The following is a 19,014-nucleotide window of genomic DNA, read 5'->3' on the forward strand; positions in this document are numbered from 1 at the left end:
TAGCAGTGGTTGAGCCTCTGCGATGAACTTAGGCGGCTATGGAAAGTATATGAGACACTTCGATGTGAATGTGTAAAGATTTATATACAGAAAGGGTTGCTATTGGGGCTTGCGCTATTGATGTAAAGTTTACGTTACGAACGTTTAAATTATGTACCGAGCTTGTTTGTAAGGCGTTTGCTAGCCTTTACCCAGATAAACAGGGTACAACAGTGTCGGAATATTTTTTCACTGCACCGCATTAAAGCGGTGGGTGGTTACTACTGGGTTTGAACCGCGAATCAAAGAAGCGGTAAATGCAGTAGTTTTATAACGATAATGAGGAAAACAGAATATGAGTAATATTAATCCGTTAGGAACTGATGGTTTTGAATTTGTTGAATATACAGCGGCAGATAGCAAAGGCATTGATGCGTTGAAGCAGTTGTTTACGCAATTAGGATTCACTGAAGTAGCGAAGCATCGCCGTAAAGATGTTTGGTTGTTTAAACAGAACGATATTAATTTTATCGTGAATGGCCAGCCTTCTTCGCAAGCGGAAGAGTTTGCGCGTGCGCACGGTCCAAGTGTTTGCGGTATGGCCTTCCGAGTAGCGGACGCCGATCATGCAATGCAGCATGCGTTAGCAAATGGCGCGAAAGAGTTTAAAGCTGATGTGGGCGCTATGGAATTGAATATTCCAGCGATTTACGGCATTGGTGAAAGTGCACTGTATTTTGTGGACCGTTACGGCAGCCAATCTATCTATGATGTTGATTTCCGCTTCTATGAGAATTGGGAAGCTAAAATGAGCGATTTTGCGGTAGGTATGGATTATGTTGATCACCTCACGCACAACGTTTTCCGTGGCAACATGGATTTGTGGGCTGGGTTCTATGAGCGTATTGGTAATTTCCGTGAAGTTCGTTACTTTGATATCGAAGGTAAACTTACGGGCTTATTGAGCCGGGCAATGACATCGCCATGTGGCAAAATCCGGATTCCAATTAATGAATCGCATGATGATAAATCACAGATTGAAGAATACTTGAAAGATTATAACGGCGAAGGTATTCAGCATATCGCAATGAGCTCGGATAATATTTATCGCACGGTGCGCACGCTTCGTGAGCGTGGAATGGAATTTATGACAACGCCAGACACTTATTACGACAAGGTGAATGAGCGTATTGAAGGCCACGAAGAAAATCTTGATGATTTGCGTGAATTGGCGATTTTGATTGATGGCGCGCCAATGAAAGATGGTATTTTGCTGCAGATTTTCACAAAAACTGTGATTGGCCCAGTATTCTTCGAAATCATTCAGCGTAAAGGTAATGAAGGTTTTGGTGAGGGTAACTTTAAAGCGTTATTTGAATCTATCGAAGAAGATCAAATTCGCCGTGGAGTATTAAGCGATGCGTAAACCGATTTCTTTCCCGAAGCAGGTAGGGAAGGCTTCGCGCCAGGCTCATGCTGATTTTCCGGAAGAAGCGATTTACGAGCGCGAAGCTGGGCGCAGCGGCTTTTTTGGCCCTGCTACTCACTTTCATCACACGCACGCGCCAACGGGTTGGAGCGAGTGGGAAGGCCCGTTGCGGCCTCGGTGTTTCGATTTTAATAAGCTTTCTGGCTTAGACACGGCATCGCCGTGGCTAGCGGAGAACTTATTATTTAATGCGAGTTGTAAGTTTCGAATTTGGCATTTGGATTCGGCAATGAAAAAACTTGCACGGAATGCTGATGGCGATGATTTGCTATTTGTGCATGAAGGTGCGGGCGAGTTGTTTTGCGATTATGGCCATTTAACATTACGTGATGGCGATTATGTAGTTATTCCGCGTTCAACTAATTGGCGCATTGAGCCTTCATCTCCGATGCAATTGTTGATGATTGAAGCCACTAATGGTTCGTATCAGTTACCGGATAAAGGCTTGGTGGGTAATCACGCGATATTTGATCCAGCGTGCTTAGATGTTCCAGATATTGATGATGCATTTAAAGCGCAATACAGCGAAGAAAGCTGGCAGGTTGAGGTGAAGCGCCAAGGTGAAGTTTCTGTGGTTACCTTCCCTTACAATCCACTTGATGCTGTTGGTTGGCATGGCGATTTATCGCCTGTACGCGTTAATTGGCGCGATTTTAGGCCTTTAATGAGCCATCGTTATCATTTGCCGCCCTCAGCGCACACTACTTTCGTGGCCGAGCGTTTTGTTGTGTGTACGTTTGTACCGCGGCCAATTGAAAGTGACCCGGGCGCGTTAAAAGTGCCGTTCTACCACAATAACGACGATTATGATGAAGTGTTGTTTTATCACGCGGGTGATTTTTTCAGCCGCGATAATATCGATCGCGGTATGGTAACCTTTCATCCAGCAGGCTTTACGCATGGGCCGCACCCCAAAGCTTTTCAGGCTGGGCGTGAGCATAAAAAGAAATTCACCGACGAAGTAGCTGTTATGTTAGATACTCGGGATTCGTTGCAAGTGGGCGAGGTATCGCACTCTGTTGAGAACCCGGATTACGTAATGAGCTGGCAGGAGAAAAAATAATGAAATTAGCGACGTATCGTGATGGTACCCGTGATGGCAAATTAGTTGTGGTAAGCCGAGATCTTGCCCGCGCCGTTGCGGTTCCCGAAATTGCTGGAACCATGCAATTTGCCATTGATAATTGGAAGAACGTTGAAGCGAAGCTTAAAGAAGTTTATATCGCGTTAAATAACGATAAGTTCAGCGACGATTTTGCTTTCGATGAAAAGCAATGTGAAAGCCCGTTACCACGCGCTTTTCAGTGGGCGGATGGCAGTGCTTATGTGAATCACGTAGAACTTGTTCGCAAAGCGCGTGGCGCTGAAATGCCGCCTAGCTTTTGGGAAGATCCACTGATGTATCAAGGTGGCTCGGATGCTTTCATTGGCCCACGTCAAGATATCGAGCTTGGCTCTGAGAGCTGGGGTATCGATTTTGAGGGTGAAGTGGCCATTATTACTGATGATGTACCGATGGGCATTGAAGCGAAAAATGCACGTGAGCATATTCGCCTTTTAATGTTAGTAAACGATGTTTCATTACGCGGCTTAATTCCAAACGAACTTGGCAAAGGGTTTGGTTTTTTCAATTCAAAACCCAGTTCAGTGTTTTCTCCGGTAGCGGTAACGCCAGATGAACTCGGTGATTCTTGGGAAGGTGGCAAAGTTCATCTGCCATTGCGCTCTACCTACAATGGTGAGTTATTCGGTTATCCAAATGCTGGCGAAGATATGACCTTTAACTTTGATCGCCTCGTGCAGCATGCTGCGATGACTCGGCCTTTAAGCGCAGGAACGATTATCGGTTCAGGCACAGTATCGAATAAACAGGGCACCGACCATGGTAGCGCTGTTTCAGAAGGCGGTGTGGGTTACAGCTGTATTGCTGAAGTGCGTATGATCGAAACAATTCGTGATGGCAAGCCAACTACAGAATTTATGAAATTTGGCGATACTATTCGCATTGAAATGAATGACCAAGAAGGTAACAGTATTTTTGGTGCTATCGATCAAAAAGTAGTTGAATACAAAGGCCCGCAGTAATGAAGTTGCACGGTTACTGGCGCTCATCTGCAAGCTATCGGGTGCGGATCGCCTTGGCATGGAAGGGGTTAGATTATGAATATAGCCCGGTACATTTGCTGAAGGCCGGTGGTGAGCAGAAAAGCGCTGAATATAGCCGTTTGAATCCGGCGAAACTGGTACCAACGTTAGAGATCAAGGATCCAAACTCGGGTGAGCATTTAGTGCTCAACCAGTCGTTAGCGATTATTGAGTATTTAGATGCCTGTTTTCCGGAGAAGCGGCTTGTGCCAGAATCTCCCGTTGTGGCTGCACTGGTGCGAACGCTAGCTCTTGATATGGCAGCCGATCTGCAGCCGATTGCGAATTTGCGAGTTCTGCAGTATCTCACCGGGCAATTGCAGCAACCGGATGAGCAAAAGCTTGCGTGGATTAGCCATTGGGTAACACAGGCGTTTAGTGCGTTTGAAGCGCGGTTGCAAAAAACAGCGGGCAAATATTGCGTTGGCGACAATGTAACGCTTGCCGATGTTTGTTTGATTCCGCAAGTTTATAACGCAAAGCGATTCAATATCGATTTGAGTGGATACCCGTGTTTATGCAGCGTGGTAGAAGCACTTGAAGAGCTGCCGGCGTTCATTGCTGCGCGCCCGGAAAACCAAATTGATGCGAATAGCTGAGATTCAACGCAATATTCAGTTTAGATAGCTTATATAGGCTCGGAATGACTTATCATCTCCGAGCTTTTTTGTTTTAATAGAAAATTATTTTGTTGATTACATCGAATTAAAAATTGCACTCAGATGCAGGTGATTTTCACAATAAGGAAACAGGAATGAAAAGAAAACTTACGGTAGCCATTAGTGCAGCGTTGTTAAGTGTGGCCTGTGCAAGTTCAGACCCGATTCAACAAGGTGCGGCGAACTCAAGTGCTGCAACCGAGCAAAGTGTTGAACAGAGAGCTGGGCAAGTACAACGTTCTCCAGCAGCCGTTGCCGAGCAACGCGAATCAGTGTTCAGCATGACGCAGATTATGGCAGATCCTGATTGGATTGGTCGCTCTCCGGAAGGTGCTTATTGGTCGTGGGATAGCCGTAGTGTACTTTTCAGCCGCAAACGTGAAGGTAGCCCGCAGCGTGATTTATTTCGGCGGCCACTATCTGCTGGTGGCAACGGTACTCAGGTAGCATTAGATTCCTTGCACACGCAAGCCTATCGAAATGCAATTGCAAACGCCGATGGCTCTCTCAAGGCTTATGTGTTTGAGCGTAATGTTTTTGTGCTTGCTACTGATACTGGTGAAGTACGCCAACTCACGCGCGATAGCCAGAACAAATCAAGCTTACAGTTCCTAAACGACGGTCGCCTGAGCTATCGCGTTGGGAATGATTTTTATGCAATGAATTTGCAAAATGGTTACACCGAGTTGGTGCTTTCATTGCAAACCCGTGAAGCGCCAACAGCATTGCAAGAACCAGCGGATATTCTTGCTCGTGAGGAAATTGATTTAATTGAGTACAACCAAGTTCAACGACGTCAACGGCAAGAGCGCTTCGATGATCAACAAGCGCTTGCGGCGAGTAACACTTCGTTAGCACCTGAACCGGTTTATTTAGGTAATAATCTTCAAGTCGTGGACGTTAGCCTTTCGCCTTCGGCCGATCGTGCCATTGTTGCTGTTACGGAGCCACAAAGCTGGCGAGGTGATAGTGATTTAATGCCGCGGTACGTTACTGAATCAGGGCGCGTTGAAAATCAAAATGTTCGCCGTCGCGTTGCTGATGCCAAACCGGTAAACCACACCTTATATCTGATCGACGTAAATACGGGTGAGAAAACCGAACTAAGCTATGAAACGTTGCCCGGTTATGATGAAGATGTTTTGGCGTCTGTGCGCGAGGAAAACTATGCCGCGGAAGGTAAAACTTATGAGAGTAAGAAAGCACCTCGTCCGATTGGTGTGATGCCCGGCTGGTCGGCGCCAGAAGGAAATATAGTGTGGAATGCGGCAGGTGATGCCGTAGCCGTGATGTTACGTGCATGGGACAACAAAGATCGTTGGATTGCTACCGTAGACTTCGATTCAGAAAGTTTAGTGAATCAGCACCGCTTACATGATGAAGCTTGGATCAACCGGGATTTTAATGCTTTCAACTGGATGCCTGAAAGTAACGCACTCTGGTATTTGTCGGAAGAGAGTAATTATTCTCATCTGTATATTAAAAACTTAAACAGTGGTGATGTACAGCAAATTACGAGCGGCCGCTATTTGGTAGATAATGTAACGTTAAATAAAGCGGGTGATACGTTCTATTTTCAAGCGAATGTTGACCACCCAGGCATTTATGAAATTTTCCGTGTGTCGGCCAATGGCGGCGATATTGAACAGCTCACCGATTTAGACGGCATGACGAGTTACTCATTAAGCCCTGATGAAACCCGTTTGCTACTGACGCATTCTAGCCCGTTACAACCGAATGAGCTGTATGTGCAAGAAGTTCGAAGCGGTAGCCAAGCAACACGCTTAACGGAAACGGTAACAGCTGAATTCGAGAGCATGCCATGGGCGCAGCCGGAAATTGTAGAAGTACCTTCTTCTCACGTAGATGATCCGATTTATAGCCGTGTTTATTTACCGAAAGATTATGATGAAAATCGTGCCGAGGGTTATCCAGCGGTTGTCTTTATCCATGGCGCTGGCTACTTGCAAAATGCGCATGGCGGCTGGTCAGGCTACTTCCGGGAGTTTATGTATCACAGTAAACTAACTGATTTAGGCTATGTAGTATTGGATTTAGATTTCCGCGGGTCTGCTGGCTATGGCCGTGATTGGCGTACTGCTGTTTATCGGCAAATGGGCACGCCAGAAGTTGAAGATCTGGTTGATGTAGTTAAGTGGATGGGTGACAACCGCAACGTTGATGTGGATCGCGTTGGAACTTATGGTGGTTCATACGGCGGCTTCCTAACATTCATGGCATTGTTCAATGAACCAGGGCTGTTTAAAGCAGGTGCTGCGTTGCGGCCAGTAACCGATTGGGCGCATTACAACACAGGCTATACATCAAATATTTTGAACCTACCGCAAGACGATATGATTGCTTATCGCCGCAGTTCACCGATTTACTTTGCTGAAGGCTTAGAAGATGCGCTGCTTATTAACGCACCGATGGTTGACGATAACGTGTTTTTCCAAGACTCGGTGCGGTTAGTACAGAGATTGATTGAGCTGGAGAAAGAAAACTTTGAAACCGCGATCTTCCCGGTAGAGCCGCATGGCTTTGTACAGCCATCGAGTTGGTTGGATGAATATCGGCGCATTCATAAGTTATTTGAAACCAACTTGCAGTAATACTTGAAAGCGCAATAACGTACGCAAATTTAAAAAGCGACCTTTACGGTCGCTTTTTTATTGCATGTTAAGGAAACAAAACGGTTATTCCTTTGGCTTTACAATTTCGATAGGTTTGCGACGTAAACCAGGCACGGCTAGTGCGCCACCAACGGCACCACCAACGTGGCAAAGATAAGCGACTTGAGCGCCTAGCCAAAATGATTCATCCACTGCGAGCGTTAAATCAACACCGAGCTTAACCACGACAATCATTAAAATAGTAATACCTATAGGGCGCTGTGTACGCAAGAGCGAAACACCTACGTAAACAAAGATGCCGTGGAGAACGCCGGAAAGCCCAACGAAGTTATAATCTTGAGCAAGTAGAATAGGAATTAACGAAGCCCCAAGCGCGCTAATCATCATTACATTCATGAGCAAGCGGCCCTGAATATAATTACGAAATAGAATAGAGATTAATATCAGTGCAGCAACATTGACCCACAAATGCTGAGTGTTTAGGTGGACCAAATGGGTAGTGAAAATACGCCAGGGCTGGCTCAGCAAGGTATCTTCCGAAAGCACCAGCCAGTTTTGCAAGCTAGGGTATAGATGGATAATTACCATTACGAGCGCCAGCACAAGCGGAACCAGTAGAAAATGGATTTGTCGTTTTAAGCTGCGCGGTGATGTGTTTTTACTCGTTGATGTCGATAAACTCATAGTTCTAGCTCTACTCTACATTGCGATACTGGGTTGGGGCGCTTATGATAGCCTTAATTGATCGATAACAGCAAAAAAGGCGGTATAAATGCTATTTAAATCAAAGCGAAGAGATTCATTTTCCAGCGCTAATACGAATATCATCAAGCTCTTTGGCCTTACTTTATTATCTACTGCGCTGCTATCTGCTTGTTCTCCGCAGAATAGCGAGCGTGAAGCATTTGATCCAGAAGCAGCAACCGGGTTAGCGGATAACCAAGTTGTGTACGCTGATAACTATATGATTTCGGCGGCCAACCCGTATGCGGTTGATGCCGGGCTTACGGTGTTGCGGGAAGGTGGTACTGCCATTGATGCCGCGGTTGCTGTGCAGGCTATGCTAACGCTCGTAGAACCGCAATCTTCGGGCATTGGCGGTGGTGCTTTTATGTTGTATTGGGATAACGAGACACAAGAGCTGCATAATCTGGATGCGCGTGAAACCGCTCCTATGGCTGCATCCGCGGATCTGTTCCTTGATACTGAAGGCAACGCCCCGAGTTGGATTGAGGCTGTGGTAGGTGGGCGTTCTGTGGGTACTCCCGGCGTCGTTCGAGGTTTAGAAGCAGCACACCAACGTTGGGGTAAATTATCTTGGCAGCGTTTGTTTGCTGAGAGCATTGCATTATCAGAAGAAGGTTTTGAGGTATCGCCACGATTAGCGCAGTTGTTAGCGATGGAGATTAACCCGGGGGTTTCGCAAACACCCGTAACTAAAGATTATTTCTTTCCAAATGGCACGCCATTGCAAGCAGGCACGATAAAAACCAATGCCGAATTAGCGAGTACGTTGCGTGCTATTGCCGAGCAGGGCGCTGATGCGCTCTATCATGGTGCGATAGCTGAAGATATTGTGGATGCGGTGCAAAGCCATCCGACTGCTCCTGGATTGCTCGCATTGGAAGACCTTGCGAATTATGAGCCGGTTTGGCGCACGCCAGTTTGCGGGCCTTATCGAGTATTTGAGATTTGCAGCATGGGCCCACCGAGTTCTGGTGGTATTACTATGTTGCAAACCATGGCGTTACTCGAACCATTTAATTTGCATGAGTTAGATGTGAACGGCGAAGAAGGGTTGCACTTTTTCACGCAAGCTTCACGTTTGGCGTTTGCAGATCGGAATCGCTATATTGCCGATGCCGATTATGTAGATGTGCCTTTGGGCGCGTTATTAGCACCCGAGTATATTGATGATCGCATTACTCTTATTGGGGGAACCGATATGGGCCGGGCGCTACCGGGAACTCTAGATGAGTTGCTGCGGGCTGATGACCAATCGCCAGAGTTTCCTAATACCAGCCATATCAGTATTGTGGATCAATATGGTAATGCCGTTTCGATGACAACCACTATTGAAATGGGCTTCGGTTCAAGCGTGATGGCGCGTGGTTTTTTGTTGAACAATCAACTAACTGATTTTTCACTCGTGCCAGAGGTAGATGGTGTGCTCGTAGCAAACCGCGTTGAGCCGGGCAAACGGCCACGAAGCTCAATGGCGCCAGCCATTGTGTTTAACGAGAATGGCGAGTTACTGCATATTGTTGGGTCTCCCGGCGGACCACGCATCATAAATTACGTGACCCAAACCTTAATTGGCTTATTGGATTGGGATTTAAATATGCAAGAAGCAATTGATCTGCCCAAAATCACCAATATGAATGGGGTAACTTCGTTGGAAGCCGAAACCAGTATCGTGGAATTGCAAGCCGTACTCGAGGCGCGAGGCCACGTTGTGGAAGTAAGGCCCTTAAATAGTGGTTTGCATGGTATTAGTGTGCGCCCTGAGGGCTTAGAAGGCGGTGCTGATCCGCGCCGGGAAGGCGTAGCCAAAGGGCAGTGATTTTATTTTCAATAAATACGTTCAAGAGGAAGGGAAGACAATGAGTGATACTATTTTTGATAAGATAATTAATCGAGAAATTCCAGCTGATATCGTTTACGAAGATGATATCGCTTTGGCATTTAAGGATATTAATCCACAAGCGCCAGTGCATTTGTTGATTATCCCTAAGCGACAAATCGCTACAGTGAATGATATTAGTAAAGATGATCGTGAAATAGTGGGGCATTTATACTGGGTTGCAGGTGAAATTGCGCGCAAAGAGGGATTTGCTGAAGAAGGCTTTCGCACCGTGATGAACTGCAACGAATTTGGTGGCCAAACGGTTTATCATATTCATGTTCACCTTCTTGCCGGTAAGCCGCTTGGCTGGCCGCCATATCAAGACCGGGTTAAGAAAAACCCGATGGAAGCTTGATAGCTAGCAGCATGCTTGCGTAAACGATTTTGATTAGGCACTAAAAAGCCGTAACTTTATGAGTTACGGCTTTTGTTTTCGAGATGATCAAAACTTGCATACGAGCTCGGTTAGCGGGATTAATCCATGGCTCGTAGAATCAATCCTTTAAGATACCAACCTTCAGGGTAGTGAATGTGCACTGGGTGATCAGCTGCTTGGCTGGTACGCGCAATTATTTGTAAATCACGGTTAGCATCTAAACAAGCATCGGCTACAACTTTTTGAAATAGTTCAGAACTTAATAACCCTGAACATGAGAAGGTGAACAGAATCCCACCCGGGTTCAGAAGTTTTGCCGCAATACGATTAATATCTTTATAACCGCGGCATGCGCGATTTAAACTTGCTTTCGAATCAACAAACTTAGGTGGATCAAGTACGATAACATCGAATGTTTCGCCGCTCTCAGCATAGGTGCGCAGTTGAGTGAATACATCGGCTTTTATATGCTTCACATTGCTGGTATCCAAGCCATTCAATGCTAAATTCTCAACCGATGCATCAAGCGATGGTTGTGACATATCAACGTTTATCACTTCTTTAGCGCCGGCTGCCGCTGCATATAAGCCAAAGCCTCCAGTGTAGGAGAAACAGTTCAGAACCTTTTTCTCTTTTACATAAGGGCGGATGGCTGCACGGGCATCACGCTGGTCGAGGTAATAACCCGTTTTGTGGCCGGCAATTACATCTACGTTGATTTTTAAGCCGTTCTCTTCAATTTCTATTGGGCCCGTTGGTGCCTCGCCGTGGCGTGCACCCGTGATAAGCTTCAGGCCTTCTTTTTGGCGAACATCAACATCAGAACGCTCGTAAATTTTGCAATCCGGGTAGAGTTCATGCAAAACCGCGGTAATCGTTTCTTGGTGGTAAGAAGCGCCGGCACTGAGAAGCTGAAGCACGATTACATCGGCATAACGGTCAATAGTTACCCCAGGGAGGCCATCGGATTCCCCAGCAATAATGCGATAAGCGTTGGTAACTGGCTCTACCAACGTTTCCCGCAGCGCTTGTGCGGCAACAATACGTTTACGAAAGAACGCATGATTAATTTCCGTGCCTTCAGTAAAGCTCCAAATTCGCGCACGAATCTGTGAATGCGGGGAGTAGGCGGCAACACCAAGAAACTCACCTTTATCGGTTACTACATTAATGGTAGCGCCAAGCTCAGGCTTACCTTGTATTTTGTGAATAGCGCCGCTAAACACCCAAGGATGACGACGGCGAAGCGATTTCTCGCGGCCACTTTTAATAATTATTTGTTCTGCCATTACATTACTCGCTGGCCAGGTTGTGCGCCATCATGTGGATTTAGGATATAGATTTCTTTGCCGCCCGGGCCTGCTGCTAACACCATGCCTTCGCTCATACCAAAACGCATTTTCCGTGGCTTCAGGTTAGCCACCATTACGGTTAATTGGCCAATCAAATCTTCAGGCTTGTAAGCGGATTTTAGACCCGCAAACACTTGACGCTGCTCACTACCAATATCAAGCGTCAGTTTAATTAATTTATCCGCCCCTTCAACGTGCTCGGCATTTACTATTTTAGCAACGCGTAAATCAACGTTGGCAAAATCATCAAATTCGATTTCTGCGGCTATGGGCTCAATGTCAGTTTTGCTGCTCGATACCGGCTTGCTGGTAGCGGCTGTATTATTTTCTTTCGAAGCTTCTAACATGCTTTCAATTTTCTCGGTTGGAACGCGTTGCATAAGCGCTTTGAACTTATTGATTTTGTGCCCTGTTAACGTGGTTTGAGCACTTTCCCAGGTAAAGGTATCATTCAAGAACGCTTGTGAATCGTTTGCGAGTTTCGGCACTACAGGGGTTAAGTAGATCATTAGCAAACGGAATAAGTGAATTCCCATTGAGCACACATCTTGTACTTCTTGCGTTTTGCCTTCTTGCTTTGCCAACTGCCAAGGCTCTTTTACCGCAATGTACTCATTCGCACGATCGGCAAGTTTCATAATTTCACGCATCGCTCGGGAAAATTCACGCGTTTCGTAAGCTTGCGCAATGTCTTTGGCCGCTGCTTGGAAATCTGCCAACATTGCCGGGTCGTCAATACGATCAGAAAGCATGCCATCAAATTTCTTACTTATGAATCCGGCACAACGGCTGGCGATATTCACTACTTTACCGACTAAATCAGAGTTAACCCGTTGGGCAAAATCGGTTAAGTTCAAATCAAGATCATCAATACGACTGCTTAACTTGGCGGCAAAATAGTAGCGTAAATACTCAGGATCAAGGTGCTCTAAATAGGTACGCGCCATAATGAATGTACCCTTAGATTTCGACATCTTGGTGCCATTTACGGTGATAAAACCGTGTGCCCAAACGCTTGTAGGCTGACGGAAATCAGCGCCGCTGAGCATGGCTGGCCAAAACAAGCTGTGAAAATAAATAATATCTTTACCAATAAAATGATAAACCTCAGCATTGCTATCTTTATCCCAGAAATCTCCGAAATTCAGATCATCACGCTTATCACAGTAATTTTTGAAGCTACTCATGTAGCCTATTGGCGCATCTAGCCACACGTAGAAATATTTTCCAGGTGCATCAGGAATTTCAAAGCCAAAATACGGCTTATCCCGGCTGATATCCCACTGTTGCAGGCCTTGCTCAAACCATTCACTGAGCTTATTGGCCATTTCTGATTGTAGCGAGCCGGAACGTGTCCACGCTTTCAACATATCGCCAAAGGCTGGTAAATCGAAGAAGTAATGTTCTGATTCACGCAATTCGGGTACAGCGCCCGACACCGCGGAGCGTGGATTCTTTAAATCAACGGGGGAATACGTTGCACCGCATACATCACAATTATCGCCATATTGATCTTCGGCACCACAATCAGGGCATTCGCCTTTTACGAAACGATCGGGCAGAAACATTTCTTTCTCAGGATCGAATAGTTGCTCAATGGTGCGGGTGTGAATATGCCCAGCTTCCCGCAAACGCGTATAAATCAGGTTTGCAAGCTCTTGGTTTTCAGGGCTGTGCGTTGAATAGTAGTTATCGAATGATACAGAGAAATCGGCAAAATCACGTTGGTGTGCCGCATTCATATCCGCAATCATATCTTCTGGCGCAATGCCCAATTGTTGTGCTTTGAGCATGATTGGTGTGCCATGTGCATCGTCGGCACAAACAAAATGGCATTCGTTGCCATATAAGCGCTGAAAGCGTACCCAAATATCAGCTTGAATATAGCCCAGCAGATGGCCGATATGAATTGGCCCGTTCGCATAGGGAAGGGCGTTCGTCACTAAAATGCGGCGGTTATTCTCGTGGGTGCTTGCTGCCATATATGTTCTCTATCAACCATGTTTACAAAAGAGCTTCATATTAGCTGAAAAGCGCAGTGTTTTCATCAACTGCTGTGGCTTCTGGGTGGATAAATCACTATCATCAAAAATATGATCAACGCTTGGGATTTTTGATACCGGCTCTAATGTCTTGTTTTCGGGAGTAGTTAGGAATGGCGAATGATGTTCAACGAATTTGTGCCGAGCTGCGTAGCAGCATTTTTTCATCTGGTTTTGCGGCCGATTGGTTACAAATAAACGGACAGAAAATAACGCTTACACTGCCTTTCGCAGCGAAGTCAGGTGCCGAAGCCTTGATTGCAAGTGAGCCTAGATTACAAGAGTATGATTGGGACATTCGCTTAAATATTACTGCATTACCAGCGAAAGAGGGCAAAGCGCCACAAGGCTCGGCGTTTCCCAATATTAAGAATATTATAGCGGTTGCCTCTGGCAAAGGTGGTGTTGGTAAATCGGCGGTAACATTGAGTTTGGCGAAAGCATTACAAGCCGAAGGTGCTCGCGTAGGTATTTTAGATGGTGATATTTATGGCCCTTCATTGCCCACCATGTTCGGCAATCAGGGCGAGCAATTAACCTTTACGCCAAACCGTAAAATGTTACCGGTGAATGTGTTTGGTATCGAAGGAAACTCCCTCGGTTATCTTGTTGATGCGTCGGCAGCTGCGATTTGGCGGGGGCCAATGGCGAGCCGCGCGGTGGAGCAGTTATTTTTTGATACACAATGGGCGAAGCTGGATTACCTTCTGGTTGATCTGCCGCCCGGAACGGGCGATATTCAGCTTACGCTTTCACAGAATTTCCCGCTTACCGCCGCGATCGTGGTAACGACTCCGCAGAACATAGCGTTAGCTGATGCGCAAAAGGGTATCGCTATGTTTCAAAAAGTAGATGTGCCGGTAATTGGGCTCATTGAGAATATGAGTTATTTTGAATGCACATCGTGTGGGCATCAAGAAGCGATATTCGGCAGCCAGGGTGGCTCGAATTTAGCAGCTAAACACCATGTTCCGTTGCTAGGTAAATGGCCTTTAACGACGGCTCTCAGAGAAAGTTTAGATGCAGGTAAACCATTACAGGTAAGGAATCCCAATCATTTACTGAATGCGATTATGAGTGAATCGGCACAGCAAATGGCAGCGAACGCTTGGGAGCTAATTACCGCAGATATTGGGTAAGGCATTATAATTATTTTCGCAGCTTGGCGTTGGGAAAATAGAAATGAACACAAATAATTTTGCAGGAATTAATTGAGGGTATTTTGAATGCGCCTAACGGATGCACAGATCGAGCAGTATTTGGCTGATGGGATAATTGGCATAGAGCCGGCGCCACTTTCGAAAGATATAAGTGGTGTTACTGTTGATATTCACTTGGGCGAAAGTTTCCGAGTGTTACAAGACCATGCTGCACCATATATTGATATTAGCGGGCCGCGTGATGAAATCGATGCGGCGATTCAGCGGGTAATGAGTGAAGAAATTCGTCTTGCTGAAGGGGATGCGTTCTTTATTCATCCAGGTGAGTTTGCGCTCGCAGTTACCCATGAAGCGGTAACATTGCCTCCGCATGTTGTTGGCTGGCTTGATGGCCGTTCCTCTTTAGCGCGCTTAGGCTTGATGGTGCATGTAACTGCTCATCGAATTGACCCGGGTTGGTCAGGGCAAATTGTGTTGGAGTTTTTTAACAGTGGAAAGCTGCCACTTGCATTGCGGCCTTTGATGAAAATTGGTGCGCTGAGTTTTGAGCTTTTGAGTGAACCATGTGCGCGACCTTACAGCAGAAGGGAAGATGCGAAATATAAAAATCAAAAAGGCGCTGTAGCCAGCCGTATCGGCAATGATGATGAGCGTTCCTAGGGAATATCTTTTGCTATTCAACATTGTGTGGCCTGATTAAATTAGACAACTCAGGAACTGCTGTCTATCTTTACGATTGAAGGCGCCAGAAAACACCTTAATGTGCTGTGCTGCCTTATTCACAAAGTGAGGCAGCATGAGCAGTAAGCGTTTTGTTCAATACTATTTTAATCACCGACGAACTATTCAAAGCTTTGGTGCTGTGCTCATTGCATTAGCTATGGTTACGGTTACATGGGTGGTTTGGCAAACGGGTGGCATTAAATTCGTTTACTCCCATTCCATGTATATTCCGATTTTGGCCGCTGGGTTCATTTTTGGCTTACCTGGAGGCATCATTGTTGCATTGATTGCTGGCATTGCCTTGGGTCCGTGGATGCCCATTGATACAGCTACCGGTGAAATGCAAGAACCTATCAATTGGATTTATCGCACGGGTTACTTTCTGTTAATTGGTGGCATGAGCGGCTTGGTGGCGGATAGTTTAGGGCGTTACATTGATTATTTACGCTGGCTTGCGCGCCATGATGTGAAAACGCAATTACCGAATCGAAAGCAATTATTTGAGGATATTCGAGGGTTAACGCATTCTGATAAGCCCATGAAATCAAAACAAGATAAGTGCCTATTGATTGTTGTGAGTATCGATAACGTAAAACAACTGCAGGGGGCTTTTGGTTTTCGGGTTATCACCGAGGTAATATCCGTATTCAGCGCAACATTGAAGGAACATTTTAAGCAAGCAATTCATTTATACCGAACCGATAGCAACCAGATTGTTGTTTTGATGAAATCCCCACAGAACATGATTGAAAACGATTTAAAAAATGTTGTGTCCCTCCTTAAATCTACGGTTAATTTTGATACCTACTCGGTTTATGTGTCAACTCACGCTGGCGCTGTATGTATTGCTAGCCATCACGAAGAACCGGAAACTTACCTTCAGCAAGGGGAAATAGCATTAGCGCACGCCTACGCGAAGCAACGTGATTATGCGCAGTTTTCTTCTTCGCTTGAATTAACCTTACAACGAAACATTACATTACTCGGTGATCTACAAGAAGCATTGCGGTTAAATCAGCTGACGATGCATTATCAACCAAAAATTGATTTAGCAACAAATGCGGTAATTGGCGTTGAAGCGGTGATACGTTGGAGGCATCCGGTTTACGGGGATATTGCGCCAGACGATTTTATTCCGCAGGCGGAACAAAGTACGTTGATACTAAAAGTTACTGAATATGTAATCTCGCGGGTGATGCGGCAAATAGCTGATTGGCAAGAGCAAGGCTTGAGGATTCCCATCGCGATTAACATCTCTTCACACGATATTATGGCAACAGGCTTTGTAGCCCGTTTGTTAGCGGAGCTAGAACGCTTTGATATAGATGGCGAGATGATTGAGGTTGAGCTTACTGAAGGTGCTTTAGTAAATGATCTTGCGCACACGCAACTAGAACTTCTGCGCCTGAACCAAGCCAAGATTATGATTTCGGTAGATGATTTTGGAACCGGTTATTCATCATTGCAATACCTACATCGTTTACCGATTGCCGGCATAAAGATAGATCGCAGTTTTATTAAGAATCTTCCGCATGATGATGGCGGCCGATATATTGTTGATGCGGCCGTAGCACTGGCAAAGAACATGGGTATACAAACCATTGCTGAAGGCGTTGAAACGCCTAGTGCGAACGCTTATTTACGAAAAATAGGCTGTGATGTGGTGCAAGGGTTTTACTATACGCAAGCACTTCCAGCGGATAAATTCGTGGCTTGGTATCGTGAATTTCAGCCAACAAAAACGCACTAAACAAATGAACTTAAACCATTAGCGTTTAGTGCGTTTATGTTATCGAAACTTACTGATTGTAACGGTCGAACCAATCAACAATCCGATTTAAACGCTCAACTAGATTTATAGGCTTTCCAGCTCGGCTTAGTCCGTGTCCTTCATTGGCAAACACAACAAGCTCAACGTCTACATCATTCGCTTTCAGAGCATAAAACCACTCTTCACCTTGGCCTATTGGAGTAATGTGATCACCATCGCTGTGGATTATCAGCGTAGGTGTAACGACCTTGTCAGCGTGTTTAAGAGGAGAACGATCCCAGTAATAGTCGTAGTTATCCCAGATAGAACCACCAAACTCACGGATCATAGAAAGCGGCGGAAATGCTTGCGTGCCAGCCTCAGAAATCCAATTGCTTACACTACGTTGGGTTACCGCAGCCCGAAAGCGATCCGTTTGCGTTGTCGCCCAATTGGTGAGGAACCCGCCATGGCTGCCGCCGGTAATGAATAAACGGTCTTTATTCAACCAAGTGTAGCGCTCAAGAGCGGCATCCAGTGCAACAATATTATCCCGGTAGTCGGCGCCACCGTAATCAAGGCGCACTTGATCCGAGAATTCATGGCCATAGCCGCTACTTCCACGGTAATTCGTGAATACAACCGCATATCCGCGTGCACGCATTAATTGAACTTCTTGAAACCACTGATGCCCCCACATGCCGCCGGGACCACCTTTGATATTCAGGATTAATGGATATGATTGTCCTTGCTGCACGCTTAGCGGGCGCAGAAAAAATACATCGAGAATGTCACCACGTTCATTTTCTGCTTGAAATACCTCAAACTCGGCTAAATCTAACTGCGCTTGTAGTGCGTCGTTAAAGCGGCTGACTACCTGTGTATTGTTGCGCTCAATATCGTCAACTGAATTGGCACTCACTAGGCGAGGGAGTGTGGTTTCGTTGTGTTCGACCCAAGCTAGGTTGCCATTGGCCGAAATAGCAACATCGGCCATCGACATCCCACGGCCGGCCACGTAACGGTAGCCTCCCTGATTTAAATTGACCGTTTGTAAAGTGCGGCTACCACGATCGTCAGTGGTAAAAAATAGTGCATTTTCGGCGTACTGAAGGCCACTCGGGCTATGATCCATAGATTCCGCCAATACCTGATATGCATCAATGGTTAAATCATAATGCTGTAAATCAGGGGCCGCATAGGCATCCGCACGATAAACGTAGGCGATACTATGGTTACCAGTCCACACTGGGCTGGAAGCATGGCCTACCGGAGTGGCCAATTCACGTTCCTCATCACCACAGCGAACAAATATCGATGAGCTAAAGTAACCATCGTTTGCTTGTGGATGGCGGTTACTTGCATACGTGATGCAATCGCCATTAGGTGAAAAACTCGCACTTCCTTCATTCCACTGAGTATTCCCAGTGAGTGATGTTAATGATTTATCTTCGAGGTCATAGATCCATAAGCCGCTTTTGCTCGCATTTAAATAGCCGCCTTGGCGCTTATACACCGCGTCGGTAATCACGGTAACATCGGCGGCGTCATCTTCTTCCTCAGCTTTTACCGTTGGGTCTTCGATACTCGGATCAAGGCGGAGATTTAACAACAACTCTGAACCAGTGGGGTGAATCGCAACGCTACTGATACTCCCTTGCTCAAGCCGCAGTAGTTCTTGCGCCTCACCGCCTAATGCTGATATTCGGTAAAGCGCAGTGCCGTTATCGCGTCCAGATAAAAACAACATTGATTGACCATCAGGACTAAACACCGGGCTGAAATCACTATCCTCCCGAGTAAATTGAAATGGGGCGTTCCCATTTTTACTGAGCCAGATGTTGCTATTCCGAGAGCGTTTGTTGTCAGCTACCGTGGTTTTCACAAATGCCACAAATGCGCCATCTTGGCTTATTTGGGTATCGCCCAAGGTTACTACATCATAATAATCTTCGGCGGTAACCGGCCGGGGCTCTTCGGCTGCATACGTTGGTATAGCAAGGCCGAAAACGCCTAAAAAGGCACAGGTTGACAATAAATGCATTCGATAGGGTTGGGGAGTATTCAATAATTTCATCGA

14 protein-coding genes are annotated in these 19,014 nt (G+C 46.0%); 10 read left to right on the plus strand and 4 right to left on the minus strand.

Annotated elements, in window-relative coordinates; genetic code table 11:
- Positions 1–334: 334 nt before the first annotated feature.
- The 5 genes from hppD to CWE13_RS01045 all read left to right on the plus strand — a co-directional run bounded on the left by hppD (position 335) and on the right by CWE13_RS01045 (position 6,884).
- A complete protein-coding gene (gene hppD / locus CWE13_RS01025; RefSeq protein ID WP_126805488.1) occupies positions 335–1,405 on the plus strand; it encodes a 4-hydroxyphenylpyruvate dioxygenase in 1,071 nt (356 codons plus the stop codon).
- Positions 1,398–2,531, plus strand: a complete 1,134-nt coding sequence (locus tag CWE13_RS01030) for a homogentisate 1,2-dioxygenase (protein WP_126805489.1) — start codon at positions 1,398–1,400, stop codon at positions 2,529–2,531. Before hppD ends, CWE13_RS01030 begins: the two co-directional genes overlap by 8 nt.
- Positions 2,531–3,553 (plus strand): fumarylacetoacetate hydrolase family protein, encoded by a 1,023-nt coding sequence (locus CWE13_RS01035; RefSeq protein ID WP_126805490.1) that lies wholly within the window; start codon positions 2,531–2,533, stop codon positions 3,551–3,553. The genes CWE13_RS01030 and CWE13_RS01035 overlap by 1 nt, the downstream gene beginning before the upstream one ends.
- Positions 3,553–4,212 (plus strand): maleylacetoacetate isomerase, encoded by a 660-nt coding sequence (maiA, locus tag CWE13_RS01040; RefSeq protein WP_126805491.1) that lies wholly within the window; start codon positions 3,553–3,555, stop codon positions 4,210–4,212. Before CWE13_RS01035 ends, maiA begins: the two co-directional genes overlap by 1 nt.
- Positions 4,213–4,367: 155 nt before the next feature.
- The gene (locus CWE13_RS01045; protein WP_126805492.1) at positions 4,368–6,884 is read left to right on the plus strand and encodes a prolyl oligopeptidase family serine peptidase; all 2,517 of its coding nucleotides are present in this window, start codon (positions 4,368–4,370) and stop codon (positions 6,882–6,884) included.
- Positions 6,885–6,968: 84 nt separating this feature from the next.
- Here CWE13_RS01045 and rrtA read toward each other — a convergent pair whose 3' ends face one another.
- Positions 6,969–7,589 carry a rhombosortase gene (gene rrtA / locus CWE13_RS01050; RefSeq protein WP_126805493.1) on the minus strand — a complete coding sequence of 207 codons (621 nt, stop codon included), beginning with the start codon at positions 7,587–7,589 and terminating at the stop codon, positions 6,969–6,971.
- 88 nt (positions 7,590–7,677) lie between these two features.
- Here rrtA and ggt point away from each other — a divergent pair, with 88 nt between their 5' ends.
- Entirely contained in the window at positions 7,678–9,468 is a 1,791-nt protein-coding gene (ggt, locus tag CWE13_RS01055) for a gamma-glutamyltransferase (RefSeq protein ID WP_198677870.1), read from the plus strand.
- Positions 9,469–9,508: 40 nt separating this feature from the next.
- Positions 9,509–9,886, plus strand: a complete 378-nt coding sequence (locus CWE13_RS01060) for a histidine triad nucleotide-binding protein (RefSeq protein WP_126805494.1) — start codon at positions 9,509–9,511, stop codon at positions 9,884–9,886.
- Positions 9,887–10,005: 119 nt separating this feature from the next.
- Here the strand turns inward: CWE13_RS01060 and CWE13_RS01065 are convergent, their stop codons facing one another.
- Together CWE13_RS01065 and metG are read right to left on the minus strand one after the other, a co-directional pair.
- Positions 10,006–11,196, minus strand: a complete 1,191-nt coding sequence (locus CWE13_RS01065) for a class I SAM-dependent rRNA methyltransferase (protein WP_126805495.1) — start codon at positions 11,194–11,196, stop codon at positions 10,006–10,008.
- Positions 11,196–13,241, minus strand: a complete 2,046-nt coding sequence (metG, locus tag CWE13_RS01070; protein WP_126805496.1) for a methionine--tRNA ligase — start codon at positions 13,239–13,241, stop codon at positions 11,196–11,198. The genes CWE13_RS01065 and metG overlap by 1 nt, the downstream gene beginning before the upstream one ends.
- A 173-nt stretch (positions 13,242–13,414) precedes the next feature.
- Between metG and apbC the strand changes: the two genes are divergently transcribed.
- The 3 genes from apbC to CWE13_RS01085 all read left to right on the plus strand — a co-directional run bounded on the left by apbC (position 13,415) and on the right by CWE13_RS01085 (position 16,934).
- Positions 13,415–14,440, plus strand: a complete 1,026-nt coding sequence (apbC, locus tag CWE13_RS01075) for an iron-sulfur cluster carrier protein ApbC (RefSeq protein ID WP_126805497.1) — start codon at positions 13,415–13,417, stop codon at positions 14,438–14,440.
- 87 nt (positions 14,441–14,527) lie between these two features.
- Positions 14,528–15,121: a dCTP deaminase gene (gene dcd, locus CWE13_RS01080; RefSeq protein WP_126805498.1), complete on the plus strand. Its 594-nt coding sequence runs from the start codon at positions 14,528–14,530 to the stop codon at positions 15,119–15,121.
- Positions 15,122–15,257: 136 nt separating this feature from the next.
- Positions 15,258–16,934, plus strand: coding sequence for a putative bifunctional diguanylate cyclase/phosphodiesterase (locus CWE13_RS01085; RefSeq protein ID WP_126805499.1), 1,677 nt, complete (start codon positions 15,258–15,260; stop codon positions 16,932–16,934).
- A gap of 49 nt (positions 16,935–16,983) precedes the next feature.
- Here the strand turns inward: CWE13_RS01085 and CWE13_RS01090 are convergent, their stop codons facing one another.
- Positions 16,984–19,011, minus strand: a complete 2,028-nt coding sequence (locus tag CWE13_RS01090) for a S9 family peptidase (protein ID WP_126805500.1) — start codon at positions 19,009–19,011, stop codon at positions 16,984–16,986.
- Between the last annotated feature and the right edge of the window lie 3 nt (positions 19,012–19,014).

It is taken from the genome of Aliidiomarina shirensis, from assembly GCF_003987345.1.
In the GTDB taxonomy this organism is placed as follows: Bacteria; Pseudomonadota; Gammaproteobacteria; order Enterobacterales; family Alteromonadaceae; genus Aliidiomarina; species Aliidiomarina shirensis.